The sequence below is a fragment of the SAR86 cluster bacterium genome, from assembly GCA_029268615.1.
In the GTDB taxonomy this organism is placed as follows: Bacteria; Pseudomonadota; Gammaproteobacteria; order Magnimaribacterales; family Magnimaribacteraceae; genus JAQWNM01.
The window spans coordinates 66,489-86,842 of record JAQWNM010000007.1; the positions used below are offsets into that span (position 1 = coordinate 66,489).

At 32.6% G+C, this 20,354-nt stretch carries 25 protein-coding genes and 1 tRNA gene; 9 read left to right on the top strand and 17 right to left on the bottom strand.

Annotated features, from left to right (window positions below):
* Nucleotides 1-60 precede the first annotated feature (60 nt).
* Nucleotides 61-1,278, top strand: a complete 1,218-nt coding sequence (locus tag P8J93_02820) for an aminotransferase class I/II-fold pyridoxal phosphate-dependent enzyme (protein ID MDG2060735.1) — start codon at nucleotides 61-63, stop codon at nucleotides 1,276-1,278.
* Here the strand turns inward: P8J93_02820 and hspQ are convergent.
* Nucleotides 1,275-1,607, bottom strand: a complete 333-nt coding sequence (gene hspQ, locus P8J93_02825; GenBank protein ID MDG2060736.1) for a heat shock protein HspQ — start codon at nucleotides 1,605-1,607, stop codon at nucleotides 1,275-1,277. The genes P8J93_02820 and hspQ overlap by 4 nt on opposite strands.
* Nucleotides 1,604-2,815, bottom strand: coding sequence for an FAD-dependent oxidoreductase (locus tag P8J93_02830; protein MDG2060737.1), 1,212 nt, complete (start codon nucleotides 2,813-2,815; stop codon nucleotides 1,604-1,606). Before P8J93_02830 ends, hspQ begins: the two co-directional genes overlap by 4 nt.
* A gap of 66 nt (nucleotides 2,816-2,881) precedes the next feature.
* Between P8J93_02830 and P8J93_02835 the strand changes: the two genes are divergently transcribed.
* The gene (locus P8J93_02835; protein ID MDG2060738.1) at nucleotides 2,882-3,166 is read left to right on the top strand and encodes a putative quinol monooxygenase; all 285 of its coding nucleotides are present in this window, start codon (nucleotides 2,882-2,884) and stop codon (nucleotides 3,164-3,166) included.
* 2 nt (nucleotides 3,167-3,168) lie between these two features.
* Here P8J93_02835 and zapE read toward each other — a convergent pair whose 3' ends face one another.
* The 3 genes from zapE to P8J93_02850 are packed head-to-tail and all read right to left on the bottom strand — an operon-like array spanning nucleotide 3,169 to nucleotide 5,529.
* Nucleotides 3,169-4,218: a cell division protein ZapE gene (gene zapE, locus P8J93_02840; GenBank protein MDG2060739.1), complete on the bottom strand. Its 1,050-nt coding sequence runs from the start codon at nucleotides 4,216-4,218 to the stop codon at nucleotides 3,169-3,171.
* Between the two features lie 12 nt (nucleotides 4,219-4,230).
* Nucleotides 4,231-4,647 carry a GFA family protein gene (locus tag P8J93_02845; GenBank protein ID MDG2060740.1) on the bottom strand — a complete coding sequence of 139 codons (417 nt, stop codon included), beginning with the start codon at nucleotides 4,645-4,647 and terminating at the stop codon, nucleotides 4,231-4,233.
* A gap of 6 nt (nucleotides 4,648-4,653) precedes the next feature.
* Nucleotides 4,654-5,529, bottom strand: coding sequence for a DUF1295 domain-containing protein (locus P8J93_02850; GenBank protein ID MDG2060741.1), 876 nt, complete (start codon nucleotides 5,527-5,529; stop codon nucleotides 4,654-4,656).
* Nucleotides 5,530-5,596: 67 nt separating this feature from the next.
* On the opposite strand from P8J93_02850, the gene P8J93_02855 reads away from it, so the two are divergent.
* Nucleotides 5,597-6,373 (top strand): phytanoyl-CoA dioxygenase family protein, encoded by a 777-nt coding sequence (locus tag P8J93_02855; protein MDG2060742.1) that lies wholly within the window; start codon nucleotides 5,597-5,599, stop codon nucleotides 6,371-6,373.
* Between the two features lies 1 nt (nucleotide 6,374).
* On the opposite strand, the gene P8J93_02860 is transcribed toward P8J93_02855, so the two are convergent.
* The 4 genes from P8J93_02860 to mutY form a co-directional block, all read right to left on the bottom strand.
* Entirely contained in the window at nucleotides 6,375-7,748 is a 1,374-nt protein-coding gene (locus P8J93_02860) for an SRPBCC family protein (GenBank protein ID MDG2060743.1), read from the bottom strand.
* Nucleotides 7,749-7,814: 66 nt separating this feature from the next.
* Nucleotides 7,815-7,890: transfer RNA gene (locus P8J93_02865), tRNA-Phe, on the bottom strand.
* A gap of 47 nt (nucleotides 7,891-7,937) precedes the next feature.
* Complete coding sequence (locus P8J93_02870) at nucleotides 7,938-8,210, bottom strand: oxidative damage protection protein (protein ID MDG2060744.1); 273 nt, start codon at nucleotides 8,208-8,210, stop codon at nucleotides 7,938-7,940.
* A complete protein-coding gene (gene mutY, locus P8J93_02875) occupies nucleotides 8,207-9,247 on the bottom strand; it encodes an A/G-specific adenine glycosylase (protein ID MDG2060745.1) in 1,041 nt (346 codons plus the stop codon). The genes P8J93_02870 and mutY overlap by 4 nt, the downstream gene beginning before the upstream one ends.
* A 93-nt stretch (nucleotides 9,248-9,340) precedes the next feature.
* Between mutY and hisB the strand changes: the two genes are divergently transcribed.
* Genes hisB through P8J93_02900 form a run of 5 tightly spaced genes read left to right on the top strand, consistent with a single transcriptional unit; the run spans nucleotide 9,341 to nucleotide 12,411 of the window.
* Nucleotides 9,341-9,928, top strand: coding sequence for an imidazoleglycerol-phosphate dehydratase HisB (gene hisB, locus P8J93_02880; protein MDG2060746.1), 588 nt, complete (start codon nucleotides 9,341-9,343; stop codon nucleotides 9,926-9,928).
* A gap of 23 nt (nucleotides 9,929-9,951) precedes the next feature.
* Nucleotides 9,952-10,584, top strand: coding sequence for an imidazole glycerol phosphate synthase subunit HisH (gene hisH / locus P8J93_02885; protein ID MDG2060747.1), 633 nt, complete (start codon nucleotides 9,952-9,954; stop codon nucleotides 10,582-10,584).
* Nucleotides 10,581-11,327, top strand: coding sequence for a 1-(5-phosphoribosyl)-5-[(5-phosphoribosylamino)methylideneamino]imidazole-4-carboxamide isomerase (hisA, locus tag P8J93_02890; protein ID MDG2060748.1), 747 nt, complete (start codon nucleotides 10,581-10,583; stop codon nucleotides 11,325-11,327). Before hisH ends, hisA begins: the two co-directional genes overlap by 4 nt.
* A complete protein-coding gene (gene hisF / locus P8J93_02895) occupies nucleotides 11,324-12,091 on the top strand; it encodes an imidazole glycerol phosphate synthase subunit HisF (protein ID MDG2060749.1) in 768 nt (255 codons plus the stop codon). Before hisA ends, hisF begins: the two co-directional genes overlap by 4 nt.
* Before the next feature lie 47 nt (nucleotides 12,092-12,138).
* Nucleotides 12,139-12,411: a hypothetical protein gene (locus tag P8J93_02900; GenBank protein MDG2060750.1), complete on the top strand. Its 273-nt coding sequence runs from the start codon at nucleotides 12,139-12,141 to the stop codon at nucleotides 12,409-12,411.
* Nucleotides 12,412-12,415: 4 nt separating this feature from the next.
* Here P8J93_02900 and P8J93_02905 read toward each other — a convergent pair whose 3' ends face one another.
* A complete protein-coding gene (locus tag P8J93_02905) occupies nucleotides 12,416-13,039 on the bottom strand; it encodes a 2,3-bisphosphoglycerate-dependent phosphoglycerate mutase (protein ID MDG2060751.1) in 624 nt (207 codons plus the stop codon).
* A 66-nt stretch (nucleotides 13,040-13,105) separates the two neighbouring features.
* On the opposite strand from P8J93_02905, the gene P8J93_02910 reads away from it, so the two are divergent.
* A complete protein-coding gene (locus P8J93_02910) occupies nucleotides 13,106-13,519 on the top strand; it encodes a rhodanese-like domain-containing protein (GenBank protein MDG2060752.1) in 414 nt (137 codons plus the stop codon).
* A 9-nt stretch (nucleotides 13,520-13,528) separates the two neighbouring features.
* On the opposite strand, the gene ntrC is transcribed toward P8J93_02910, so the two are convergent.
* From ntrC to ubiA, 7 genes are all read right to left on the bottom strand, one after another.
* Entirely contained in the window at nucleotides 13,529-14,911 is a 1,383-nt protein-coding gene (gene ntrC, locus P8J93_02915; protein MDG2060753.1) for a nitrogen regulation protein NR(I), read from the bottom strand.
* The gene (gene glnL, locus P8J93_02920) at nucleotides 14,892-16,001 is read right to left on the bottom strand and encodes a nitrogen regulation protein NR(II) (protein MDG2060754.1); all 1,110 of its coding nucleotides are present in this window, start codon (nucleotides 15,999-16,001) and stop codon (nucleotides 14,892-14,894) included. The genes ntrC and glnL overlap by 20 nt, the downstream gene beginning before the upstream one ends.
* Nucleotides 16,002-16,053: 52 nt before the next feature.
* Entirely contained in the window at nucleotides 16,054-17,037 is a 984-nt protein-coding gene (locus P8J93_02925; protein MDG2060755.1) for a glutamine synthetase beta-grasp domain-containing protein, read from the bottom strand.
* Between the two features lie 139 nt (nucleotides 17,038-17,176).
* Nucleotides 17,177-17,635 carry a DUF1249 domain-containing protein gene (locus P8J93_02930; protein ID MDG2060756.1) on the bottom strand — a complete coding sequence of 153 codons (459 nt, stop codon included), beginning with the start codon at nucleotides 17,633-17,635 and terminating at the stop codon, nucleotides 17,177-17,179.
* A gap of 15 nt (nucleotides 17,636-17,650) precedes the next feature.
* Nucleotides 17,651-18,268 (bottom strand): DNA-3-methyladenine glycosylase 2 family protein, encoded by a 618-nt coding sequence (locus P8J93_02935; GenBank protein MDG2060757.1) that lies wholly within the window; start codon nucleotides 18,266-18,268, stop codon nucleotides 17,651-17,653.
* Nucleotides 18,249-19,424: a GNAT family N-acetyltransferase gene (locus P8J93_02940; GenBank protein MDG2060758.1), complete on the bottom strand. Its 1,176-nt coding sequence runs from the start codon at nucleotides 19,422-19,424 to the stop codon at nucleotides 18,249-18,251. Before P8J93_02940 ends, P8J93_02935 begins: the two co-directional genes overlap by 20 nt.
* Nucleotides 19,425-20,285, bottom strand: coding sequence for a 4-hydroxybenzoate octaprenyltransferase (gene ubiA, locus P8J93_02945; GenBank protein MDG2060759.1), 861 nt, complete (start codon nucleotides 20,283-20,285; stop codon nucleotides 19,425-19,427). It abuts the gene before it with no gap.
* Nucleotides 20,286-20,354: the final 69 nt, after the last annotated feature.

The window sequence follows — 20,354 nt, forward strand, 5'->3', positions numbered from 1 at the left end:
TATTGATATTCTTTATTAAAGTAATTAAGGTCTGCATCTTACATAAATTTAATAGTAGTCATGAATTTTTTAAATCTTAAAGAAGTACAAGCAAAGTATCAAGAAATCACTAAAAAAAGTTACTCTTTAGATTTGACTAGAGGGAAACCCCATTCCGATCAATTGTCTTTGTCTAACAAGGTTTTAGAATATAGTCCTGAGAATTTATTAATAACAAATGAAGATATAAGGAATTATGGAGATATATTAGGTTTAACTGAATGTAGAAAGATTGGAGCAGAACTTCTGGAATGCAGTGAAGATCTAATAATAGCTGGGGGTAATAGCAGCCTCACTCTTATGTACCAGTACCTTGCAAGCCTTTTTTTTCATGGATATGGTAAAGAGCCTTGGTCTCATTTAGAGAGAGTTTCAATTTTGTGTCCTGTACCCGGCTACGATAGACATTTTAAGTTATGTGAAGAATTTGGGCTAAATATGGTTCAAGTCCCTTTGACTGGTTCTGGACCTAATATGCAATTTGTTGAAGACTTAGTAATGAATGATGACTCCATCAAAGGTATTTGGTGTGTTCCTAAGCATTCGAATCCTACTGGAGAGATTTATTCAGATGAATGTGTTGAGAAATTACTAGATATTGCAAAGTTAAAAGAAGGAGATTTTAGAATACTCTGGGACAACGCTTATTCAGTTCATGATTTTTCAGACTCAAAAGAGTTAATCAATATATTTGATTTAGCAAAAGAAAAAAATTGTTTAAACTCAGTTGTAGGTTTCGCATCTACTTCAAAAATCACTTTTGCAGGAGGAGGCATTGGTTTTTTAGCCCTATCTGAAGAGAATTTAAAAATCTTCTTGAAGCATTATGCTGCTATGGTGATTGGGCCAGATAAGATTAATCAACAAAGGCACATTAATTTTTTTAAAGACATAGGAGGAATTCAAAATCATATGTCTAAACATGCTGAAATTATAAGACCAAAATTTGAATGCGTTTTTGATTGGCTTTCAAAACAAGAACATGGAACATGGACAAAGCCAACAGGAGGTTATTTTGTTTCTTTTATGGCAAAAAAAGGATTAGCAAAAGAAATTATTTCATTAGCAGAATCGGCGGGCCTAAAACTTACACAGGCTGGCGCTACTTATCCTTACGGTATAGATTCGGGCGATAGTAATATCCGAATAGCACCTACAGCTTGTTCTCTTGAAGAACTTAATGTAGCAATGGAAATCTTTGTTGTTTGTCTGTCTTTAGCTACGCTAAAGAATTCTTAATTTTTAGCCTGCTCCAATATTTTATAGCTTTTGCCATTAAATTCTCCGAAGAGTATTTCAACATCTGGATGCTCCACAGGAACTTCACTTTCGTCTTGTAAAAGATTCTGTTGAGAAACATAGGCCGTATAGTAGACCTGATCGTTTTCAGCAAATACATGATAAAAGGGCTGTTCTTTTATGGGTCTAATTGCTGCAGGTATAGATTTATACCATTCTTCAGTGTTATTAAATTCAGGATCCACATCATAGATCACACCTCTAAAATCAAGGAATTTGTGCTTTACCACCTGTCCAATTGAGTATTCTGTTTCAACTACATTTTTCATAATAAATTATTGAGATCTAAGGTTGGATCCTTTAGCTTATCTGAACTTATTTTTACTTTATTTGCAACAAGCTTTTTACAAATTAAGAATTCTTTTGGATTATTGACAGCATCGCAAGCTATAAGTTCATCGTCTCTAAGATAAAAAATAGTGAAAGAAGTATTTTTGTCTGATTCTCTAGTCACTACTTCATTATGAGACCCTGATAGGCCAACTATTTGTAATTTATGATCATATTGATCTGACCAAAACCAAGGAACTTGGTTATAAGCTGTTTTCTCTCCAATAATTGAGTTAGCTGTTGTTTTGGCTTGCTCTAAAGCATTATGAACTGATTCTAATCTAAGTCTTGTATTTAAAAGTTCATTTGGATGGTTAGTGCAATCACCACATGCATAAATATTTGAAATACTAGTCGCACAATACTTATCTACTAAAATCCCGTTATCACATTCTATGCCTGCACTTTCAGCAAGTTCTGTATTTGGAATAATACCAGCTCCTATTATTACTACATTTGCTTCAAGATCAGCACCTTCTGAGCAGATCACCTTCTCAACTGATTTTGATCCTGTGAAGGATTGTAGGGAAGTATTTAAGAGTATCTTTACTCCATAACTTTGATGTAGTTTATGATAGTAATCTGAAATTATAGGATCAACAGTTCTGTTCATGACTCTATCGGCCATTTCAATGACAGTAACATCAGATTCCATTTGTGCACAAACAGACGCTACTTCAAGGCCTATATAGCCAGCACCAACAATTACGACTTTAGATTTTTTGGAAAGAATACCCTTTAAGTTCTCAACATCTTCAATATTCCTAAGATACCCTATATTATCTAGAGAACTTCCTAGAACATCTAATTTTCTGACTCTACTCCCAGTTGCGAGGATTAGATTCTTATAGGGTAGTTCTTGATTATCTCCAAAAAAAACTATTTTTTTATCTTTATCTATTAAATTAACTCTATTATTCAGTTTTAAAGTAATATTATTCTTGTTATAGAAATCATCTTTTTTTAAATAAACTCTCTCTATTCCAACTTCTCCAGATAAAAAACCCTTCGACAAAGGAGGTCTTTGATAAGGTGGATGAGTTTCTTCGCCAATTATTGTTATAGAGCCTTCGAACTTAGAGTTTCTGAGCGCAGCTGCACATTGACCACCTGCATGACCTGAACCAATAATAACTACATCACTCATTTTCTTTCTCGATTACTTCTAGAATATAATTTAGAGTGTCTATTTTACATTATAAAAGAGGTTAAGATGATAGGAATTTTAGCGAAATTAACGATTAAGTCTGGAACTAATGAAGAGTTTGAAAAAGCTGTAAAGAAAATGTCTGAGGCAGTCAAGATAAATGAACCTGGAAATTTATATTACGATGTATATCGCGGCGAAGAAGAGGCAACATACATTGTAATGGAGAGATATGAATCACAAAGTGATTTAGATGCTCATAGTCAATATGATCATTTTAGAAATATAGGTGCTGAAATGGGGCAATATATGTCAGAACCGCCGGAAGTAAAGATTCTTAAGTCTTTATAATGCTATGGTATATGAGGCTTTGATAAGAATTCCTTACTTTGCATTTCTGTTAACCTACTAAGAGTTCTTTGAAAAATACTATTTAATTGAGTTCCCTTATAAAGATTCTTCAGTAAGTATTTTGAGGAGAGAATTACATTGACATTACGTTCATAACATTCATCTATTAAGGCAATGAATCTTCTGGTTCCATCCTTATTTTGATCTATTAGGGCAGGGATGTTTGAAAGTAATATAGTGTGAAATTCCTTAGTAAGCTCAATATAATCCTTTGTACTCCTTGGACCTAAACAAAGTTCAATAAAATCAAACCAAATGATTCCTGAAGACTTCTTTTTTGGTTTCAAAGATCTTCCAAGAATTGAAATTGGTTTATCATCCGCATTTTCTTCTCCTAAAAGAGAATTAAAAGAGTCTTCTAATATCCAAGAATCATTACTGACAAGATACATAGGCATTTTAGTTAGAGTCCTTAATCTATAGTCTTGCTTAGAAGTGAGCTCAAAAATCTCGCAATGATTTTTTATGGCATCTATTGCTGGTAAAAATCTATTTCTTTGCAGTCCATTTATATATAAGTTTTCAGGTCTTATATTTGAAGTGGCAACTAAAGTTATTCCTGCTTCAAATGCTCTATTAAGGAATCTAGCTAACAACATTGCATCTCCAATATCTTCAACATAAAATTCATCAAAACATAAAATTCTTGCCTCATTTGCCATATTTCTTGCAATTTTAAGTATAGGGTCAACAGTCCCTGATACTTCTTTTAATTCATCATGTAACTTCTTCATAAAACGATGAAAGTGCAGACGAACTTTTTTATCAGAGTCTATACTTAGAAAAAATATATCCATCAATTTAGTTTTACCTCTTCCTACCTCTCCATAAATATAAAGTCCTTTTAAAGGTTTACTTCTAAACCATTTCCATGATTTAGTATTTAGGTTTGAAGATATGAGGTCTAATTTCTTTAAAACTTCAATTTGAAATCTATCTTCAGACAGTTCAGACCTTCTCACCAGGTCAGCATAAATGTCTGAAGGATTCATGTGATGAAATTATTATTCAGGATTACCTTTGAAGCTTGGTTTTGTATTATCTACGGGAGACCATGCAGATTCAGAGGTATTCCAGAAGCTAGAGTCAATATTTACCCAAGATGCATCTTCTAGACTCCCAGCTTTAATAAAATTTATATGAGAAACTTCCTTAACAAAACTAATAATAGGAGAACCACAAATCGGACAAAAGCCTCTGTTAACATGGCTTCCATCTGTACCTTGGACTTCAAAGAATTTTAACTCACCTTCTTTTTTCAGTTCCTTTGCAGGCACCATAATAATAGTAGCTTTTCCACTTCCGGTAGATTTTTGACAGTCTTTACAATGACAATGATGAGAAGAGATAATTGTTGAAATATTAAATTCATATTTAAAGGAACCGCATAAACAGCTACCTTTCGCTTTCTTTTTAACCATTTTTGATTATATTTTATTAAATTTTTTTATGGGGAATAATTTAGGCGTTGAATTAACATAGTTAATGTAGTCTGGGTCTTTACCCCATTTCTTATCAGATCTAGCTTCAAGTATATTTATACCACTTACTTTAGTTAATAATATGTAAACAAATAAAGGAGATATCAATGTAGCTAATTGCCAGCCTGACAACACAGGATAGGCAATTAAGGCAATTCCAAGCCAAAGTAATATTTCTCCTAAATAATTAGGATGTCTAGATAGCGTCCATAGGCCTTCATTAATAAATTTTTGAGTATTTCCTTCTACAGACTTAAATTTTGTTTTTTGTCTATCCGCTAAAACCTCAATACTAAATCCAAGTATCCAAAGTGACAAACCAATGAAGCCAAAAAAACTGAAGGGGGCTGTATTTTCTGAGGTTATAGCTGCAAGAGCACTAGCCATGGTGATGAAGACCCATAATCCTCCAATAGTCCAAGTCATTAAGAACCACCAAAATTTTGTTTTCATTATAGTAAATCTATTATCTTTTCCGTCTTTCTTGACTCGCAAGAATAGAAAAGAGCCCAGTCTAACTGCCCAAATAACTACCAAGAAGCAAATTAAGAATGCCCTAAAGTCTTGTTCCGGTTTATTGATTAAAGCAAAAATGATAATAGAAAGGTATGAAATGGAGCCAGTCAGATCAAAATAGTGTTCAGTTTGATAAATGTATGAAGGAATAAATATCATCCAATGGAGAATAAATCCTATGGAAGCACATACTAAAAACAAAGGTAATTCGTTGATGATTACACTTCCTTGACTTCCTGCAGTCATCATTAATGCAGCTATTATCAAGGATATAAGAATTGATAGTATTGAACCTGAATTAGTCATATTATTTATTCAATTTATAAATAAGATTGTTCTATAATTTGTATCCTTTATAACATATCTATTTAAGATGTTACATACACTTACAACTTCTGAATCTTCTCAATATAGCAATGATGGATATTTCATAAGAAATAAGGTTTTCATTAAAAATGAATTAAGCTTTATTAGAGAGGCAGTTGAAGATTCTGTAAAAAAGGCTAAAGAGCTTAGTGAAAAAGGAAATACTTATTGGCTAGATGGAAAGAGATTTGTAGATATAGGAAAACTAACAGTCCAATTTGAATCAAAAGATGATAGTAAGATAATTAAAGTAATTGAGCCTGCTAACTTACTTAATAAATCACTTGATGACTTAATTCGTGACAAGAGATTAGTGGAACCCATTAAAGGCATAATTGGAACCGACAGAGTATCTCTTTGGACTAATAAACTGAACCTTAAAAGGCCTAGAGAAGGTTCCGGTTTTGGTTGGCATCAAGACTCTCCTTATTGGATTCATGATTGTAGTCACGTAAATCTTCTTCCCAATGTTTATGTAGCTTTAGATGATTCATATCAAAGTAATGGATGTTTTAGAGTCATAAAAGGCAGTCATAAAGATGGATGCCTTATAGGAAGGAATGATGGAACACAACTCGGTGGTTTTTATACTAACCCTGAATTATTTGATTTATCGAATCAAGTACCCATGGAAGTAAATGAAGGTTCAGTTATCTTTTTTAACCCTCACATAGTCCATGGCTCCGATCCGAATGTTTCTGATAATCCTAGGCGTGCTTTTATAATTACCTATCAACCTGCAGATTATCCTGCGCTTAAAACGGGCGAAGTTAATAATATCTAGGTTATTTTATATTGCTTACCTTTTTCCAAAGGCTCTCATCACTCAACCAATTATCTATCCAATTATGGAAATGCTGGACTCTGCCTTCATCATTATTAAGTAACGCTTCATTAAACCCTCTTGAATGCATGCCAGCCTGCATATCATTCAAATAATGGATATCTTGATCTATTGTTACAGTTAAAGACTGACGACCTTCTATAACATCTTCTCTAGTAAATATTTCGTGCTCAGCTCTAATATCAGGATATTCATACATTGATGATCCAGGTAATAACTCTATACCTTTTTTAGAATCTATAATTTTTTCTTTGGGTATTTGAAAGCTTAATTTTGTAAAAGTACATTTATTAGGATCCGATAAATGAGGTTTAGGACCATATAGCCACATCCTTTCGGGATGAATAGTCATAAATATATTAGGAAAAATATCATATTGGTAAACATCTGATACTTGATCATTGGTAAATTTAGAGTAGTCAAACCCTAACTCATTTCCTATGGTTCTTTTTTGTTCCTGTATTGCTTGTCTTATTTCTGAAACTTTACCTTTAAAATCATCTGGATTTAATCTAAGACCTTTAAGGTAATTACTCATAAATTCAGGAGGTTGAGTAGGAGTTTCATATCTTGGATTTATCACAGGACTCTCTACAGAGGTTCTGGAGTGGCCAAAAGGCCACATGTCGTTATCAGCATCACAGCAATCAACGAAACTTGCATGTTGCGGATGGATAAAATCCACATGATATTGTTCTAAAAAATTATCTCTAACTGTTTTCCAATTAGCTTCTAGTTCTAATGATTGATGTTTTACTAGAATCATTTCTTCAAAATGATAATGATCTAGCTGAGAAATAATTGTTCCTAGAAATGTTTCAAGACTAGCTGAACCTTTATCCATATTTATGAATATCAATCCTGACCAAGTTGAGACTTGGACAGGTTTTAATGATCTTTGATCGCAAGATACTCCATCCTTAAAAAGTTCCCTATCAGGTACAAATTGTAATTTACCTTCTAAGTTGTAAGTCCATCCATGATAGGGGCAGGATATCTTCTTTACAGATCCAGTTTCTATAGATAGTAATTTATTTCCTCTGTGTTGACATACATTATAAAAGGCAGACAAGCCTTTCTCAGCATTCCTTGTAATAATAATCGACTCCCTTCCAATATCATAAACAAAGAAATCACCTATCTCTTCAAGATCTGATTCTAGGCCAGCAAATAACCATGTTTTGGTCCAAATATTATCCCATTCAAGCTTCATAAAATCTGGAGTTGTATATCTATCAGTCGAAAGACTAGCTTCTTTGTGGGGTTCAGCTCTAATTGAGCTCGAGAAGTCAATGAAGTTAAAACGTTGTGGCATCTTACAAAAATAATAACATGTTATACTTTTAGTTAGCTATTATTTTTTTGTTAGAATTATAAATAGTGGTGCCCAGAGGTGGAATCGAACCACCGACACAAGGATTTTCAGTCCTTTGCTCTACCGACTGAGCTATCTGGGCAAAATTGAATGACGGATTGTATACAAATATTAGTTTGTGTAGAAGTATTAAGATTTAGGAGGAATAAACCCTTTAGGTCTAGCATAGTCCTCTCCAGAAAAAAAAAGTTCCATTTGCTCCTTTAGCCAATTTCTTGATTCCTTATCTTGAAGGTTCAATTGGTTTTCATTAATTAACATTTTTTGATTTTCTAGCCATTCGTCCCAGGCTTTCTTTGAGAGGGTGTCAAATATTTCTTCACCCTTAGGCCCAGGGTGTGGAGGTTTATCTAAACCTTCAAGATCCTTTTTATATTTTTTGCAAAAAATAATTCTTGTCATATACGTGATAATTTTACTATGGTTTTTTTAATAGGTGAAGGTAGGCCAATGGAATTAATATTCTTTGCTCCAAGCCATATTAACTCTTTAGGTAATTTAGTTCTATAAGGGGCCAAGCATATGTTGATCGGTATAGCTTCTAAATTATAGTGACTAAAGGTATGTTTTATAGGCTTTTTCTTTAAGTAACTTTTTATCTCTAGATTAAACATTTCTTTACTTATATTTTTAGTTTCTTCAAAGCTATTAAATTCTAGAAAGGACCAAAGACCAGGCCATATACCTTCCCCAGGTCTTTTTTTTAAGAGGTATTCTCCTTTTTTATTATTTACGATTAACCAGTAGACTTTTTTAATTGGCTTGAGTTTTCTTTCCTTTTTTTTTGGAATTGAATTAATAAGGTTATTATTATTTGCTATACACTTTTTATTTATTGGACATAAAGTACATTCAGGCTCTTTTATTGAACAAATTGTTGCACCCAAGTCCATAATTGCTTGGGTATAAATAGAAATGTCTTTAGTTGGCAAAAGTTTTTCCGCAAGCTGCCAAAGTTTTTTATTATTTTTTGAATTCAATAAATCTCCTTCTATAGCTTGATAACGTGAAATAACTCTCCTTACGTTCGCATCTAAAATTGGTGCAATTTTATTAAAACCTAATGCGAGAATAGCACCAGCTGTCGATTTACCAATACCAGGAAGATATTCGAGCTTTTCTAAGGAGTTCGGGAAGTTTCCATCAAATTCTTGAATAATTATATTCGCAGATTTATGAATATTTTTAGCTCTTGAATAATATCCAAGTCCAGACCAATATTTTAGAATTTCATCTTCATTACTTTCTGATAAGGTTTTCAAATTAGGGAACCTTTTGATAAATCTAATGAAATAAGGTGAAGCTGTGCTAACTTGAGTTTGTTGAAGCATTATCTCAGATATCCAAACTGTATAAGGAGTTCTATTTTTTTGCCATGGCAGATCCTTTCTACCATTTTTTTTATGCCAATTTATTAATGAACTGCTGAATGAAACCATTGTTTAGTATTCAATTCTATCTTACTCTAGCTGGTGTGCTTAGTATTATTAGATATAATGCGCTTCCTAAATTAAAGGGACAAAATATAGATAATGAGAATCTCAGAAATTAATAGAAAAACTTCGGAAACTGAAGTTTTTATAAAGATAAATTTAGATGGTAAGGGATCTAGCTCTCTATCAACTGGCTTACCTTTCTTGGAGCATATGTTAGATCAAATAGCGAGACATGGTGTTATAGATCTTGATATTAAGGCTAAAGGAGATTTGCAGATAGATGATCATCATACTATAGAAGACATAGGTATCACTTTAGGGCAAGCATTCTCAAAAGCTTTAGAAGACAAGAAAGGAATTAGAAGATATGGTTTTTCTTATGTCCCTTTAGATGAAGCTTTATCAAGAGTCGTACTAGATTTTTCTGGAAGGCCTGGTTTATTTATGAATGTTAAGTTTTCAAAAGAGACTGTAGGAGGTATGGATGTAAGTATGTTTGAGCATTTCTTTCAGTCTTTTTGTAATCATGCTCATGTAACTTTACATATACATAATTTAAGTGGTGAAAATACACATCATCAAATAGAAACAATTTTTAAGGCATTTGGAAAGGCTTTAAGGATGGCTATTGAATTAGACCCTAGATCAGAAGGTGTTATACCTTCTACGAAAGGTTCGCTTTAAAATAGTCTTTATATAGAGTATAAATGAAAAAAATAGCTATTGTTGATTACGGCATGGGTAATTTACATTCAGTAAAAAAGGCTTTAGAAAGATCTGCGCCTAAATCACAGATTGTTGTTACTAGCTCTTCATCAGAAATAGATGAATCAGATAAAATTGTTTTACCAGGAGTTGGAGCTATAGGCGATTGTGTTAAAGCTTTAAGGGATTCCAATCTGGATAAAGCTATTATAAATAATGTGGGCATTAAACCTTTGTTAGCTATATGTGTTGGAATGCAACTTCTTTTAGATTTTAGTCAGGAGAATAATCTTACACAAGGTCTAGGCTTAATAAAGGGTAATGTTAAGAAATTTAGAAGAGATAAAGAGAATTTAGATATCAAGATCCCTCACATGGGGTGGAATACTGTTAAACAGTCCAAAAAACACTTCATGTGGTCTGGAATTCCTGATGATAGTTATTTTTATTTTGTACATAGTTATGCATGTGAGTTATTAGATTCAACTCAAGGCATTTCTCAACATGGGATAGACTTTAGTGCCGCAATAGCTGGAAGAAATATTTTTGGAGTGCAATTTCATCCAGAAAAAAGTCAACAGATAGGGCTCAAAATTTACGAAAACTTTTCAAAATGGGAAGGTGATGAATCATGATAGTTATCCCAGCTATAGACTTAAAAGGAGGAAAGTGTGTTCGACTTAGAGAAGGTAAAATGAATGATGAGACTATTTTTTCAAATAATCCAATTGAAGTGGCTAATTCATGGCATGCTCAAGGGGCAGAATTACTTCATATCGTAGATCTGGATGGAGCTGTTAATGGTGTTCCTATAAATAAATCTCTTATCAAAGATATCGTAAATAAAAATGATACTTTATCAATTCAAGTTGGTGGAGGAATTCGAAATTTCGAAACAGCTAAAGAGTATCTAGATTCAGGAGTAGAAAGAGTTGTATTTGGAACTCATGCAGTTAAAGAGCCTGAATTAATAAGAGATTTGTGTGAAGAGTTTCCAAATCAAGTTGTTTTAGGTATTGATTCAAGGTATGGATATGTAAAGACTGATGGATGGCTAGAGGATTCTAAAATTACTCCTAAAGATTTAGTTGAAATATATGAAGGACTTGCGATTAGTGCAATTATTTTTACTGACATTAAAAGAGATGGCATGATGAAAGGATTGAATATACATGAAACTTTAAGTTTGGCTGCTATTACCTCAATCCCAGTAATAGCTTCAGGCGGGATATCTAGTCTTGAAGATATTCAGAATTTAGTTAGCGCTTCAAAAGAAGGAAATAAAATAGGAATTGATGGTGTCATTTGTGGAAGGTCGTTATATGAAGAAAAGTTTACTTTAAAAGAGGCTATGGAATTAGCCAAACAACTAATATGAGTGTAGCGGCTAGGATTATACCTTGTCTTGACGTTGATAAAGGTAGGGTAGTTAAAGGAGTTAATTTTTTAGATATTAAAGACGCCGGAAATCCCGTAGAAATTGCTAAGCGTTATGACAGAGATGGCGCAGACGAAATAACTATGCTAGATATAACAGCTAGTAACGAATATCGAGATACCACATATAAAACAGTTGAGGATATTGCCGGAGAAGTTTTTATTCCTTTAACTGTTGGCGGGGGAGTCAGAACAATAGAAGATATAAGAAACCTGTTGTTACATGGAGCAGACAAAGTATCTATCAACACAGCGGCAGTTGAAGATCCTGATTTTATAAGATCAGCTGCCAATAAGTTTGGTTCTCAGTGTATCGTTGTTGCTATAGACGTAAAAACGAAAGATTCCACTAAAAATAAATGGGAAGTTGTAACCTATGGAGGAAGAAAGAAAACAAATCTGGATGCAATTCAATGGGCTAAGAAAGTTTGTGAATTGGGAGCAGGAGAATTACTTGTAACAAGTATGGATAGAGATGGAACAAGAAAAGGTTTTGATATTAATCTATATCATACTTTATCACAGGAAATTAATGTGCCTTTAATTGCTTCCGGGGGGGTAGGTAGTTTAGATCATTTAGTTGAAGGAATAATTTTAGGCAAAGCAGATGCTGTGTTAGCTGCCAGCATATTTCATTTTTCTGAATTTTCTATACCAGAAGCTAAAAAAGTCTTAGAAAGATCAGGCGTACATGTGAGAAGATAATTCTAAATATTTTATTAAATAGTTTATTAATGATGAGGAGAAAGTCTATGAAAAAAATTATATTCATATTTGGTGCTTTGTTTGTTTTTCCAATGTCGTCTGCAGAACCAGACATAGAAACATGGAGATTAGTTTCAGAAGGTGATCCTGCATTGGGTATTATTCATTCTGTTTGCATAGAGGGATACAAATTTGCTATTTATAGGAGTAGAGTTACAAGCAGAAGTCAAGATGGGACTTATCTTGGAGAAAGCCAATCTGGAAGTTTATCTCAAATAATAAATGATAAAGGCCGAGGCATAAAATGCTCCTTAGATTAGGCTATTAATTTTTTAATGTAGTTTCTTCAATTTCTCCAAAAGACTTCATAGAGAAAGCAATGGGTTGTCCCGTTGCTATTTCTAATTTAACAACTTCATCTGGTGTTAAGGATTTAAGTTTCATAATAAGTGCTCTTAATGAATTTCCATGAGCAGTTACAAGAACATTTTTTTCTTCAACAATTAAGGGTAGTATCTTTTCTTCAAAGTATGGAATGACTCTTTCTGAAGTATTAAGAAGGCTTTCACCTCCTGGTGGAGGGACATCAAAAGACCTTCTCCAGATATGAACTTGCTCATTTCCCCATCTTTTTCTTGCTTCATCTTTATTGAGACCAGCTAGATCTCCATAGTTCCTCTCGTTAAGAGCTTTATCTTTTATAGTCTCTAGATTATCTTGATTAAGTTGCTCAAGAATTATTTGTCCAGTCTTTTGTGCTCTTTTTAACGCTGATGTAAACATTACATCAAATAATAACTTTTTCCTTTTAAGTAAAACTCCAGTTTCTTTAGCTTCTTTTATTCCCTTTAAGGTTAGATCTGGGTCCTTCCATCCAGTAAAGAGATTTTTCTCATTCCAAGCACTTTGACCATGCCTAACAAGAACTAAGAGACCTTTATTATTCATAAATAGAATCTAAATATTAACTAAAGGCGCATTTTACATTACGAATCTATATAATCACCATCCGAAATGGAAAACTTATTACTTTTTTTAGCACAAAATATTTTTGCTTTTTTTGTTCTTATTTTTTTAGTTTTCTTTTTAATCTTTTACGAGGGAAAAAAGGGCGGCAAGAGAGTTGATAATACAGAAGCTACCCGATTGATAAATAAAGAAAATTGTCTCGTTCTAGACTTAAGGCCAGCTCATGAATTTAATATTGGCCATTTATCTAACGCAGTAAATTTATTAATTGAAGATGTTGGAGATCAGATAAATACTTTACAAAAAGATAAGGAAAAACCTCTGTTATTAGTTTGTCAAACAGGATCTGTTTCTAAGAAAGCAGGCATTTCTTTGAAGAAATCTGGGTATGAAAATTTATACATACTATCAGGAGGAATGATGGGTTGGCAGAATGCTGGACTTCCTACTATTAAGTAAAAGAAGGTGTTACAAAATATCTAGTTCTTTTATTTTTCTAGAAAGTGTATTTCTTCCCCAGCCAAGAAGTTTTGCTGCTTCATTTTTTCTACCTTTTGTTCTATTTAGCGCAGCTTTGATCATTGTTTTCTCGAACATAGGGAGCGCATCCCTCAAAATATCTTGATTACCGCTGAGTAATAGAGAATCAGCCCAGGAATTAAGAGAATCAGTCCATTTTTCCTCTTGAATAGAAGTTTCTTCTAACAATTCTTTAGGCAGATCTTCCAATCTAATTTCTCTACTTGGAGACATCACAGTTAGCCATTTGCAGGTATTTTCTAGTTGCCTGACATTTCCTGGCCATAATAAACCTTTGAAGTGCTCTTCAGTTTCTTTAGATAAATACTTTGCTTCTGTATCCATTTCAATGGAAGATGCCTTAAGAAAATGTTTACTCAAAGATGGGATATCTTCTTGTCTTTGATTTAATTTAGGTAAATCTATTTTTATTACATTTAATCTATGAAATAAGTCTTCTCTAAAAGTACCTTCAGATACTTGTTTAGTTAGATTTTGGTGAGTAGCTGCAATAACCCTCACATTTATAGATATAGGTTTATGACCTCCAACTCTATAAAATTCTCCATTTGAAAGGACTCTAAGAAGCCTTGTTTGAGTTTCAAGAGGCATGTCACCAATCTCATCTAAGAAAAGTGTTCCATTATTTGCCTGCTCAAATCTCCCCAATCTTTTTTCGTCTGCTCCAGTAAAGGCACCTTTTTCATGACCGAACAGTTCATCCTCTAAAAGATCTTTAGGTATATCTGCCATATTGAGACCTATAAAAGGTTCTTTCTTTCTTGGGCTATGTTGAAATAAAGCTCTAGCTACTAATTCCTTGCCGGTGCCTGTTTCTCCAGTGAGAAGAACAGTAGAATGTGAATTACTTAGTTTTCCTATTGCTCTAAAAACATCCTGCATTGCAGGAGCTTCTCCAATAATCTCAGAACCAATCTCAATACTACTTTCAATATGACTTTCTTGTACTATTGCTCTTTGAACTGTTTCAATGGCATGTTCAATATCAAATGGTTTAGGTAAATAGTCCCAAGCACCCTTTTCAAAAGATGAAGTTGCGCTTTCAAGATCAGAATGAGCAGTCATTATGATTATAGGAATTTTTGAGTATTCTGATTGCATTATTTCAAGTAATTCCAAACCGCTTTTTCCTGGCATTTTTATATCACTTAATATGGCAGAAGGAGTTTCTTTTTTTAGCAGCTTTAGTGCCGCATCTGCATTTGAAAAAGTTATTACTTCTAGTTTACTCTGAGTTAAACCTTTTTCTAGAACCCACCTTATAGACTCATCATCATCTATAACCCAGACTTTATTTAAAGTATTTTGCATAAATTAATTCTTTTTGGTTATTTTCATCTATATCATTTTTTTCTATTGGAAGCATAAGAGTAAATGTAGTTTTATGCTGGCTGCTATTAAAGGTAACAGTACCATTATGCTGAGATAGTATGCCTTGCGTTATTGCTAAACCCAAGCCATTTCCACCTTCTTTACCAGATATCATTGGAAAAAATATTGAGTCATGAATTTCTTGAGGTATGCCTTGCCCGTTGTCTTCAATTATGATCTTGCATATAGTGCCAAAACGTTTTTTTCCTATATATTCTTGGTGACCTACTCTAGTTGTAACCTTAATATAAGATTCACTCGCTTTTTTAAATAAAGCATCTCGAGCATTTTTGAGAATGTTTAAAAGAGCTTGCTCCATTAGAGAAAGATCAAAAGAAATTTCTGGAATACTAGGATCGAAGTCTTTTATTATTTTTATTTCCTTGAGCGTCTCAACTTCTATCAAAGCCAACATTTTTTCAATAGGGAAATGAATATTTTGTAATTCAAAGATGGGTTTAGTATTCGGGCCTAAGATATTATCAACAAGTCTAGAGAGTCTTTCTGTTTGTTGTATAACAATCTTTGTATATTCTTTGAGTTCATCTTTATCCAGTTGTTTTTCTAGCAACTGAGCTGCGCCCTTAATTCCACTTAAAGGATTTTTTATTTCATGTGCCATTCCTCTAGCAAATTGACTTGTAACTTTTTGGTTATTAATTAAAGTGACATTTTGCTTAATTTTAGAAGCAAATTCTTTCTTATTAATCTCGAATATTAATTTTTCTGAATTTTTTCCTAAATTTATATAGCAAGCTTGATAATCGCATACAACTGTTTTTCCTTCTCTTAAGTACAGAACAGCATCATGCTTAGTAAGCTGTATCTTTTTTTTAAAAACTTGTTTCAATCCATTTAAATTATCTAGCTCTTCATAGAAGAGATCAGATATATTTTTACCTAAGCAAGAGGTTTTGCTTACTGAGAAAATATCTTCGGCAGATGCATTCATATACTCTACTCTCAGATCTTTAGAAAAAACTATTAATGCAGTTTGTAATCCGGTCAGTAATTTGTCTAAATGATCCATGGTTCCTTATAAGCTCCAGAAAAGGATTAACTCTGTTCTGGAGCTTATTATTTTAATTTATAAGGGTTCCAACAATATGGGTTATTATTTTATATGGATCTGCATTTGAAGCTGGTCTTCTATCTTCCAAATAACCGTTCCAGTTATGCTCCACAGTATAAATAGGAATTCTTATACTGGCTCCTCTATCACTAATACCATAAGAGAATTGATCAATATTTTGAGTTTCATGAAGTCCTGTTAGCCTTTTATCATTATCAGATCCATACGAAGCTATACCTTCTGAATGAACTTCTCCTAATTTTTCACAAAATACTGAAAAAAGCTCTTCAGAGCCTCTTGTTCTCATCTCGCCATTTGAAAAATTTGTATGCATTCCTGATCCATTCCAATCACCTTCTTTTGGCTTAGGATGAAGATTAACAGAAACCCCAAATTCTTCAGCAACTTTAAAGAGTAAGTACCTACTAACCCATAAATCATCACCTGCTTTTATCCCTTTACCTAAAACTTGATATTCCCATTGACCTAATGCAACTTCTGCATTAGTGCCCGTTAATTCAATCCCTGCATCTAGACATGCATCCATATGAGCTTCTGAAATTTCTCTGCCTTGAACATTATTAGCTCCTACTCCGCAGTAGTAGTCTCCTTGAGGAGCTGGTGTTCCATCTTCCCATCCTAGTGGATTACCTTCTTTGTCGGTTAAGAAAAATTCTTGTTCAAAACCAAACCACCAATCATCTGTAACTACTTTATCTGCAGCAGCTCTTGTATTGGAAGGATGCACTTCATGTTCTCCAGTCTCAACCTGGCACATTATTAAAGACCCATCACTTAGGGGGTTTTCATATTGTTGTACAGGAATTAGTAAGCAGTCAGAACTCCCACCTTCAGCTTGTTGAGTCGAAGAGCCATCAAAAGACCAGTCAGGCGCCTTTCTATCAGTTGAAACTTTTACCTTACTTCTTAGTGATGGTTCAGGTTTAAAGCCATCTAACCAAATATATTCGTATTTGTTCATATCTTTTGACATAGTTTTCTCCGTTTATGAATTAATAAAATGTTATATAGATTGACTATAACATAGCATATGATCATCAAAGGTGCAATTTTTTGAATAAAATTCTTTTAAAATGCACTTAAATAGAACAAATGCTCTATAATAGATAAACTTAATAAGTTATTTTTAAATCTTGGCTTGATAAACCTTCTTTTTTTGAGAAACTTAACCATTCTGCTAAATATAGATTCCATTGAAACTTTTCATCTTTACTTAACATTTTGAGGTTCGGATATTTATTTAGGAGCCAGAACTGCTTCTTTCCATTAAATTTTATAACTTCTGCCATTTTTGCATCGTGATATATGGCAACTTCTATCTTACTGTCCCGCAAACCAAAGGTGCTGAAATGCCCATGCTTTATTTGCAATAAATCAGTGTGTTGCGAGAGAGATTTAATTACCATTGAAACTTCACTTTTAAAAGTGCCTTCTGGAAGAAAAAAAGAAAGATCTTTTTTAATTCTATTTTCAGAAAAGAGTTCTTTATATTTTATGTAATTAGTTTCAAAAAGAGAGATTAATAATCTAGTCTTAGATATATTTTTTTTTGATTTAAAACTTGTATACAAGATAACCTCATTCTTTTATATATCATAAGTAGACCATAATATTATTGCTGCTACACCTCTAAAAGGTTTCCAAGCTTCAGCTATCTCAGAAGTTGTCAATACATTTGGTCTTTTTTCTAAATTTTTAATTCTTTGAATGGCTACTTGTAAACCTAGATCAGAGCTAGGCCAGGCATCAACTCTTTTTAAGCAAGCTAAAAGATAACAATTAGCAGTCCAGTCCCCAATGCCTTTAAATTGGGTTAGATAATTTATAACTTCGTCGTTATTCATAGATTTTATTTTATTTAGATTCATGCTTCCATCCATGCATGCTCTAGCTATAACTTTACAGTAAGATATTTTTTGTCTACTCAGCCCTATCTCAGATAGTTCTAGATCAGTAATTTTCTGTACATTTTCAGGATTAATATTTTTAAGTAGTTTTTTCAATCTTTTGTAGATAGCTTTGGCAGAAGCAACTGATAATTGCTGTTCTATTATCAGATTTATGAGTCCTGCAAATCCAGGAGTCCTGTTAAAAGAAGCAATCTCTCCTTTTGAAAAATCTAAAATTTTCTTTAAATCAGGATCTTTATTTTTTAAATAAAAAATCCCTTCCTGGAAATGCTCTTTATCTAATATTGAATCCATCTTTATAAATCTCTTTAATTAAATCTTCTTTAAAGGGAAGTTGTTTTATACAAGCTTGATTATAAGATGTTATATGTTGTTTTTCTTCCAAAAGAAAATTATAGATAGGTTCTTTAAATCTCTCATCTTTTATCCAATGAAATGAATAAGTTTCTATAGGACAGAAACCTCTTTTAATCTTATGCTCCCCTTGAACTCCAGGATCAAATTTTGAAATATTATTTTCAATGCAAAAATCTATACCCTGATAATAACAAGTTTCAAAATGTAAGGCATCATAATCCTCTATGGATCCCCAATATCTTCCAAAGAGAGTTTTTGTATCAAAAAAATTTAATGCCCCCGCTATGTATTCATTAGATTCATTCTTACACATAACCAGTAATAGAGAATTGGGCATTAATTCTCCGATTATCTTAAAAAATTCTAAGTTCAGGTATCCACCACTTCCCCTTATTCCATTGGTTCTTTTATAAAATAGATAAAAAATATCCCACATTTCTTCTGTAATATCAGGGCCTAGAAATCTGACCATGGTTAGGCCTTGTTTTTTAATTTTATCCCTCTCTTTTTTAACGTTTTTTCTTTGTCTTGACGTAAAGTCGTCTAAGAAATTTTCAAACTTTTTATAACCTTTATTGAACCAGTGAAAAGAATTATTAGTTCTAAGGCTTAACTCAGAATTTTTAAATGCTGTTTTTTCTTTCGGGTCGGGATAAAGAATATGAAAGCTTGATATTTCTAATTGTACTGAAAGTTGTTTAATTTCCGACATAATTAATCTAATTGTTTCAGACTTATTTAGATTTTTTTTTAAACATAATCTTGGACCAGATGCAGGTGTAAATGGGATGGAGCTAACTAATTTTGGATAATATTGCATACCATTCCTATAAAATGCATCTGCCCATGACCAGTCAAATATGAATTCACCAGAAGAATTAGTTTTAAGAAATAAAGGCATCAGTCCTACTAACTCTTTATTTTCATATAGAAGTAAATAAAAAGGCATCCATCCGGTATTAGGTCCTATACATTTAGATCTTTCTAAAGCTGTGAAAAATGAATGTTTTAAAAATGGGTAATCTGTTTCTATTAAATTATCCCATTCACTTTCAGATATGGAATCAATGGACTCTATAAAATTAATTTCCACTTAGATAGTTCCTAAAAAAGAACCAATAAAAATTGATAGACCTATCCAATTGTTATTAGTAAATGCTGCAAAGCATTTATCTTTCTCCCTTTCTTTAATTAATTCTTTTTGGTAAAAACTTAGGAGAACTGCTAAAAATAGTGCTATATAAAAAACTATGCTTACCTTGGCAAGGATTCCAGATATTGCCCAAAAAAATGTTGAAGATAGATGACAAATTAAAATAATATTTAGCTCTTTATCACCAAAACTAATGGCTGAAGAATTAATTCCTATTTTTAAATCATCTTCTTTATCTACCAATGCGTAAATAGTGTCATAGGCTATTATCCAAAGAAAGCAGGCCAAAAACATAATCCATGCATTAATAGTTATTTGATTAAGTTCAGCAGCGGAAACCATAATTATTCCCCAGGAAAAGGCTAGACCTAAGAAAAATTGAGGAATTGAAAAAAACCTTTTGGTTAAGGGATATAAAATTGCTAAGCCTAACCCTATAAGCGCCATATATAAAGAGAGTTTATTTAAAAAGAACAAAAGAAATCCAGATAAGCATATTAATATTACGAAAGCAAATAATGCTTCTTTTACTGTTATTTCTTTAGTGACCAAAGGTCTTGTCTTAGTTCTCAAAACTTCCTTGTCAAATTCTCTATCAAATATATCATTAATGATACATCCAGCAGATCTCATTAAGAAAGTTCCTAAAATAAAAATTAAGATTAAATTTAAAGAAGGGTTTCCATACGTAAGGAGACAGAATGATGAAAGTGTTGGCCATAGAAGTAAAAGAGTACCTATAGGTTTATCTATTCTTGCTAACAAGCTTAAAGCTTTAATTTTTTTTAGAAGATTTTCCATGCTGTATATTAGCCTTTATTTTAAAAATTGGTTGTTAAAGTCTAGGTACTTATAAAAGTTAATGTAGAA

Excerpts from the sequence above, each read along its gene's own strand:
- P8J93_02925 (MDG2060755.1), bottom strand. The coding sequence starts at position 17,037 with ATGTCAAAAGATATGAACAAATACGAATATATTTGGTTAGATGGCTTT.
- hspQ (MDG2060736.1), bottom strand. The coding sequence starts at position 1,607 with ATGAAAAATGTAGTTGAAACAGAATACTCAATTGGACAGGTGGTAAAG.
- zapE (MDG2060739.1), bottom strand. The coding sequence starts at position 4,218 with ATGAATCCTTCAGACATTTATGCTGACCTGGTGAGAAGGTCTGAACTG.
- P8J93_02830 (MDG2060737.1), bottom strand. The coding sequence starts at position 2,815 with ATGAGTGATGTAGTTATTATTGGTTCAGGTCATGCAGGTGGTCAATGT.
- P8J93_02845 (MDG2060740.1), bottom strand. The coding sequence starts at position 4,647 with ATGGTTAAAAAGAAAGCGAAAGGTAGCTGTTTATGCGGTTCCTTTAAA.
- ntrC (MDG2060753.1), bottom strand. The coding sequence starts at position 14,911 with ATGCAAAATACTTTAAATAAAGTCTGGGTTATAGATGATGATGAGTCT.
- P8J93_02905 (MDG2060751.1), bottom strand. The coding sequence starts at position 13,039 with ATGAATAATAAAGGTCTCTTAGTTCTTGTTAGGCATGGTCAAAGTGCT.
- P8J93_02850 (MDG2060741.1), bottom strand. The coding sequence starts at position 5,529 with ATGACTAATTCAGGTTCAATACTATCAATTCTTATATCCTTGATAATA.
- P8J93_02835 (MDG2060738.1), top strand. The coding sequence starts at position 2,882 with ATGATAGGAATTTTAGCGAAATTAACGATTAAGTCTGGAACTAATGAA.
- P8J93_02935 (MDG2060757.1), bottom strand. The coding sequence starts at position 18,268 with ATGGATTCAATATTAGATAAAGAGCATTTCCAGGAAGGGATTTTTTAT.
- hisF (MDG2060749.1), top strand. The coding sequence starts at position 11,324 with ATGAGTGTAGCGGCTAGGATTATACCTTGTCTTGACGTTGATAAAGGT.
- hisA (MDG2060748.1), top strand. The coding sequence starts at position 10,581 with ATGATAGTTATCCCAGCTATAGACTTAAAAGGAGGAAAGTGTGTTCGA.
- mutY (MDG2060745.1), bottom strand. The coding sequence starts at position 9,247 with ATGGTTTCATTCAGCAGTTCATTAATAAATTGGCATAAAAAAAATGGT.
- P8J93_02860 (MDG2060743.1), bottom strand. The coding sequence starts at position 7,748 with ATGCCACAACGTTTTAACTTCATTGACTTCTCGAGCTCAATTAGAGCT.
- P8J93_02900 (MDG2060750.1), top strand. The coding sequence starts at position 12,139 with ATGAAAAAAATTATATTCATATTTGGTGCTTTGTTTGTTTTTCCAATG.
- hisH (MDG2060747.1), top strand. The coding sequence starts at position 9,952 with ATGAAAAAAATAGCTATTGTTGATTACGGCATGGGTAATTTACATTCA.
- glnL (MDG2060754.1), bottom strand. The coding sequence starts at position 16,001 with ATGGATCATTTAGACAAATTACTGACCGGATTACAAACTGCATTAATA.
- P8J93_02820 (MDG2060735.1), top strand. The coding sequence starts at position 61 with ATGAATTTTTTAAATCTTAAAGAAGTACAAGCAAAGTATCAAGAAATC.
- ubiA (MDG2060759.1), bottom strand. The coding sequence starts at position 20,285 with ATGGAAAATCTTCTAAAAAAAATTAAAGCTTTAAGCTTGTTAGCAAGA.
- P8J93_02910 (MDG2060752.1), top strand. The coding sequence starts at position 13,106 with ATGGAAAACTTATTACTTTTTTTAGCACAAAATATTTTTGCTTTTTTT.
- P8J93_02855 (MDG2060742.1), top strand. The coding sequence starts at position 5,597 with ATGTTACATACACTTACAACTTCTGAATCTTCTCAATATAGCAATGAT.
- hisB (MDG2060746.1), top strand. The coding sequence starts at position 9,341 with ATGAGAATCTCAGAAATTAATAGAAAAACTTCGGAAACTGAAGTTTTT.
- P8J93_02870 (MDG2060744.1), bottom strand. The coding sequence starts at position 8,210 with ATGACAAGAATTATTTTTTGCAAAAAATATAAAAAGGATCTTGAAGGT.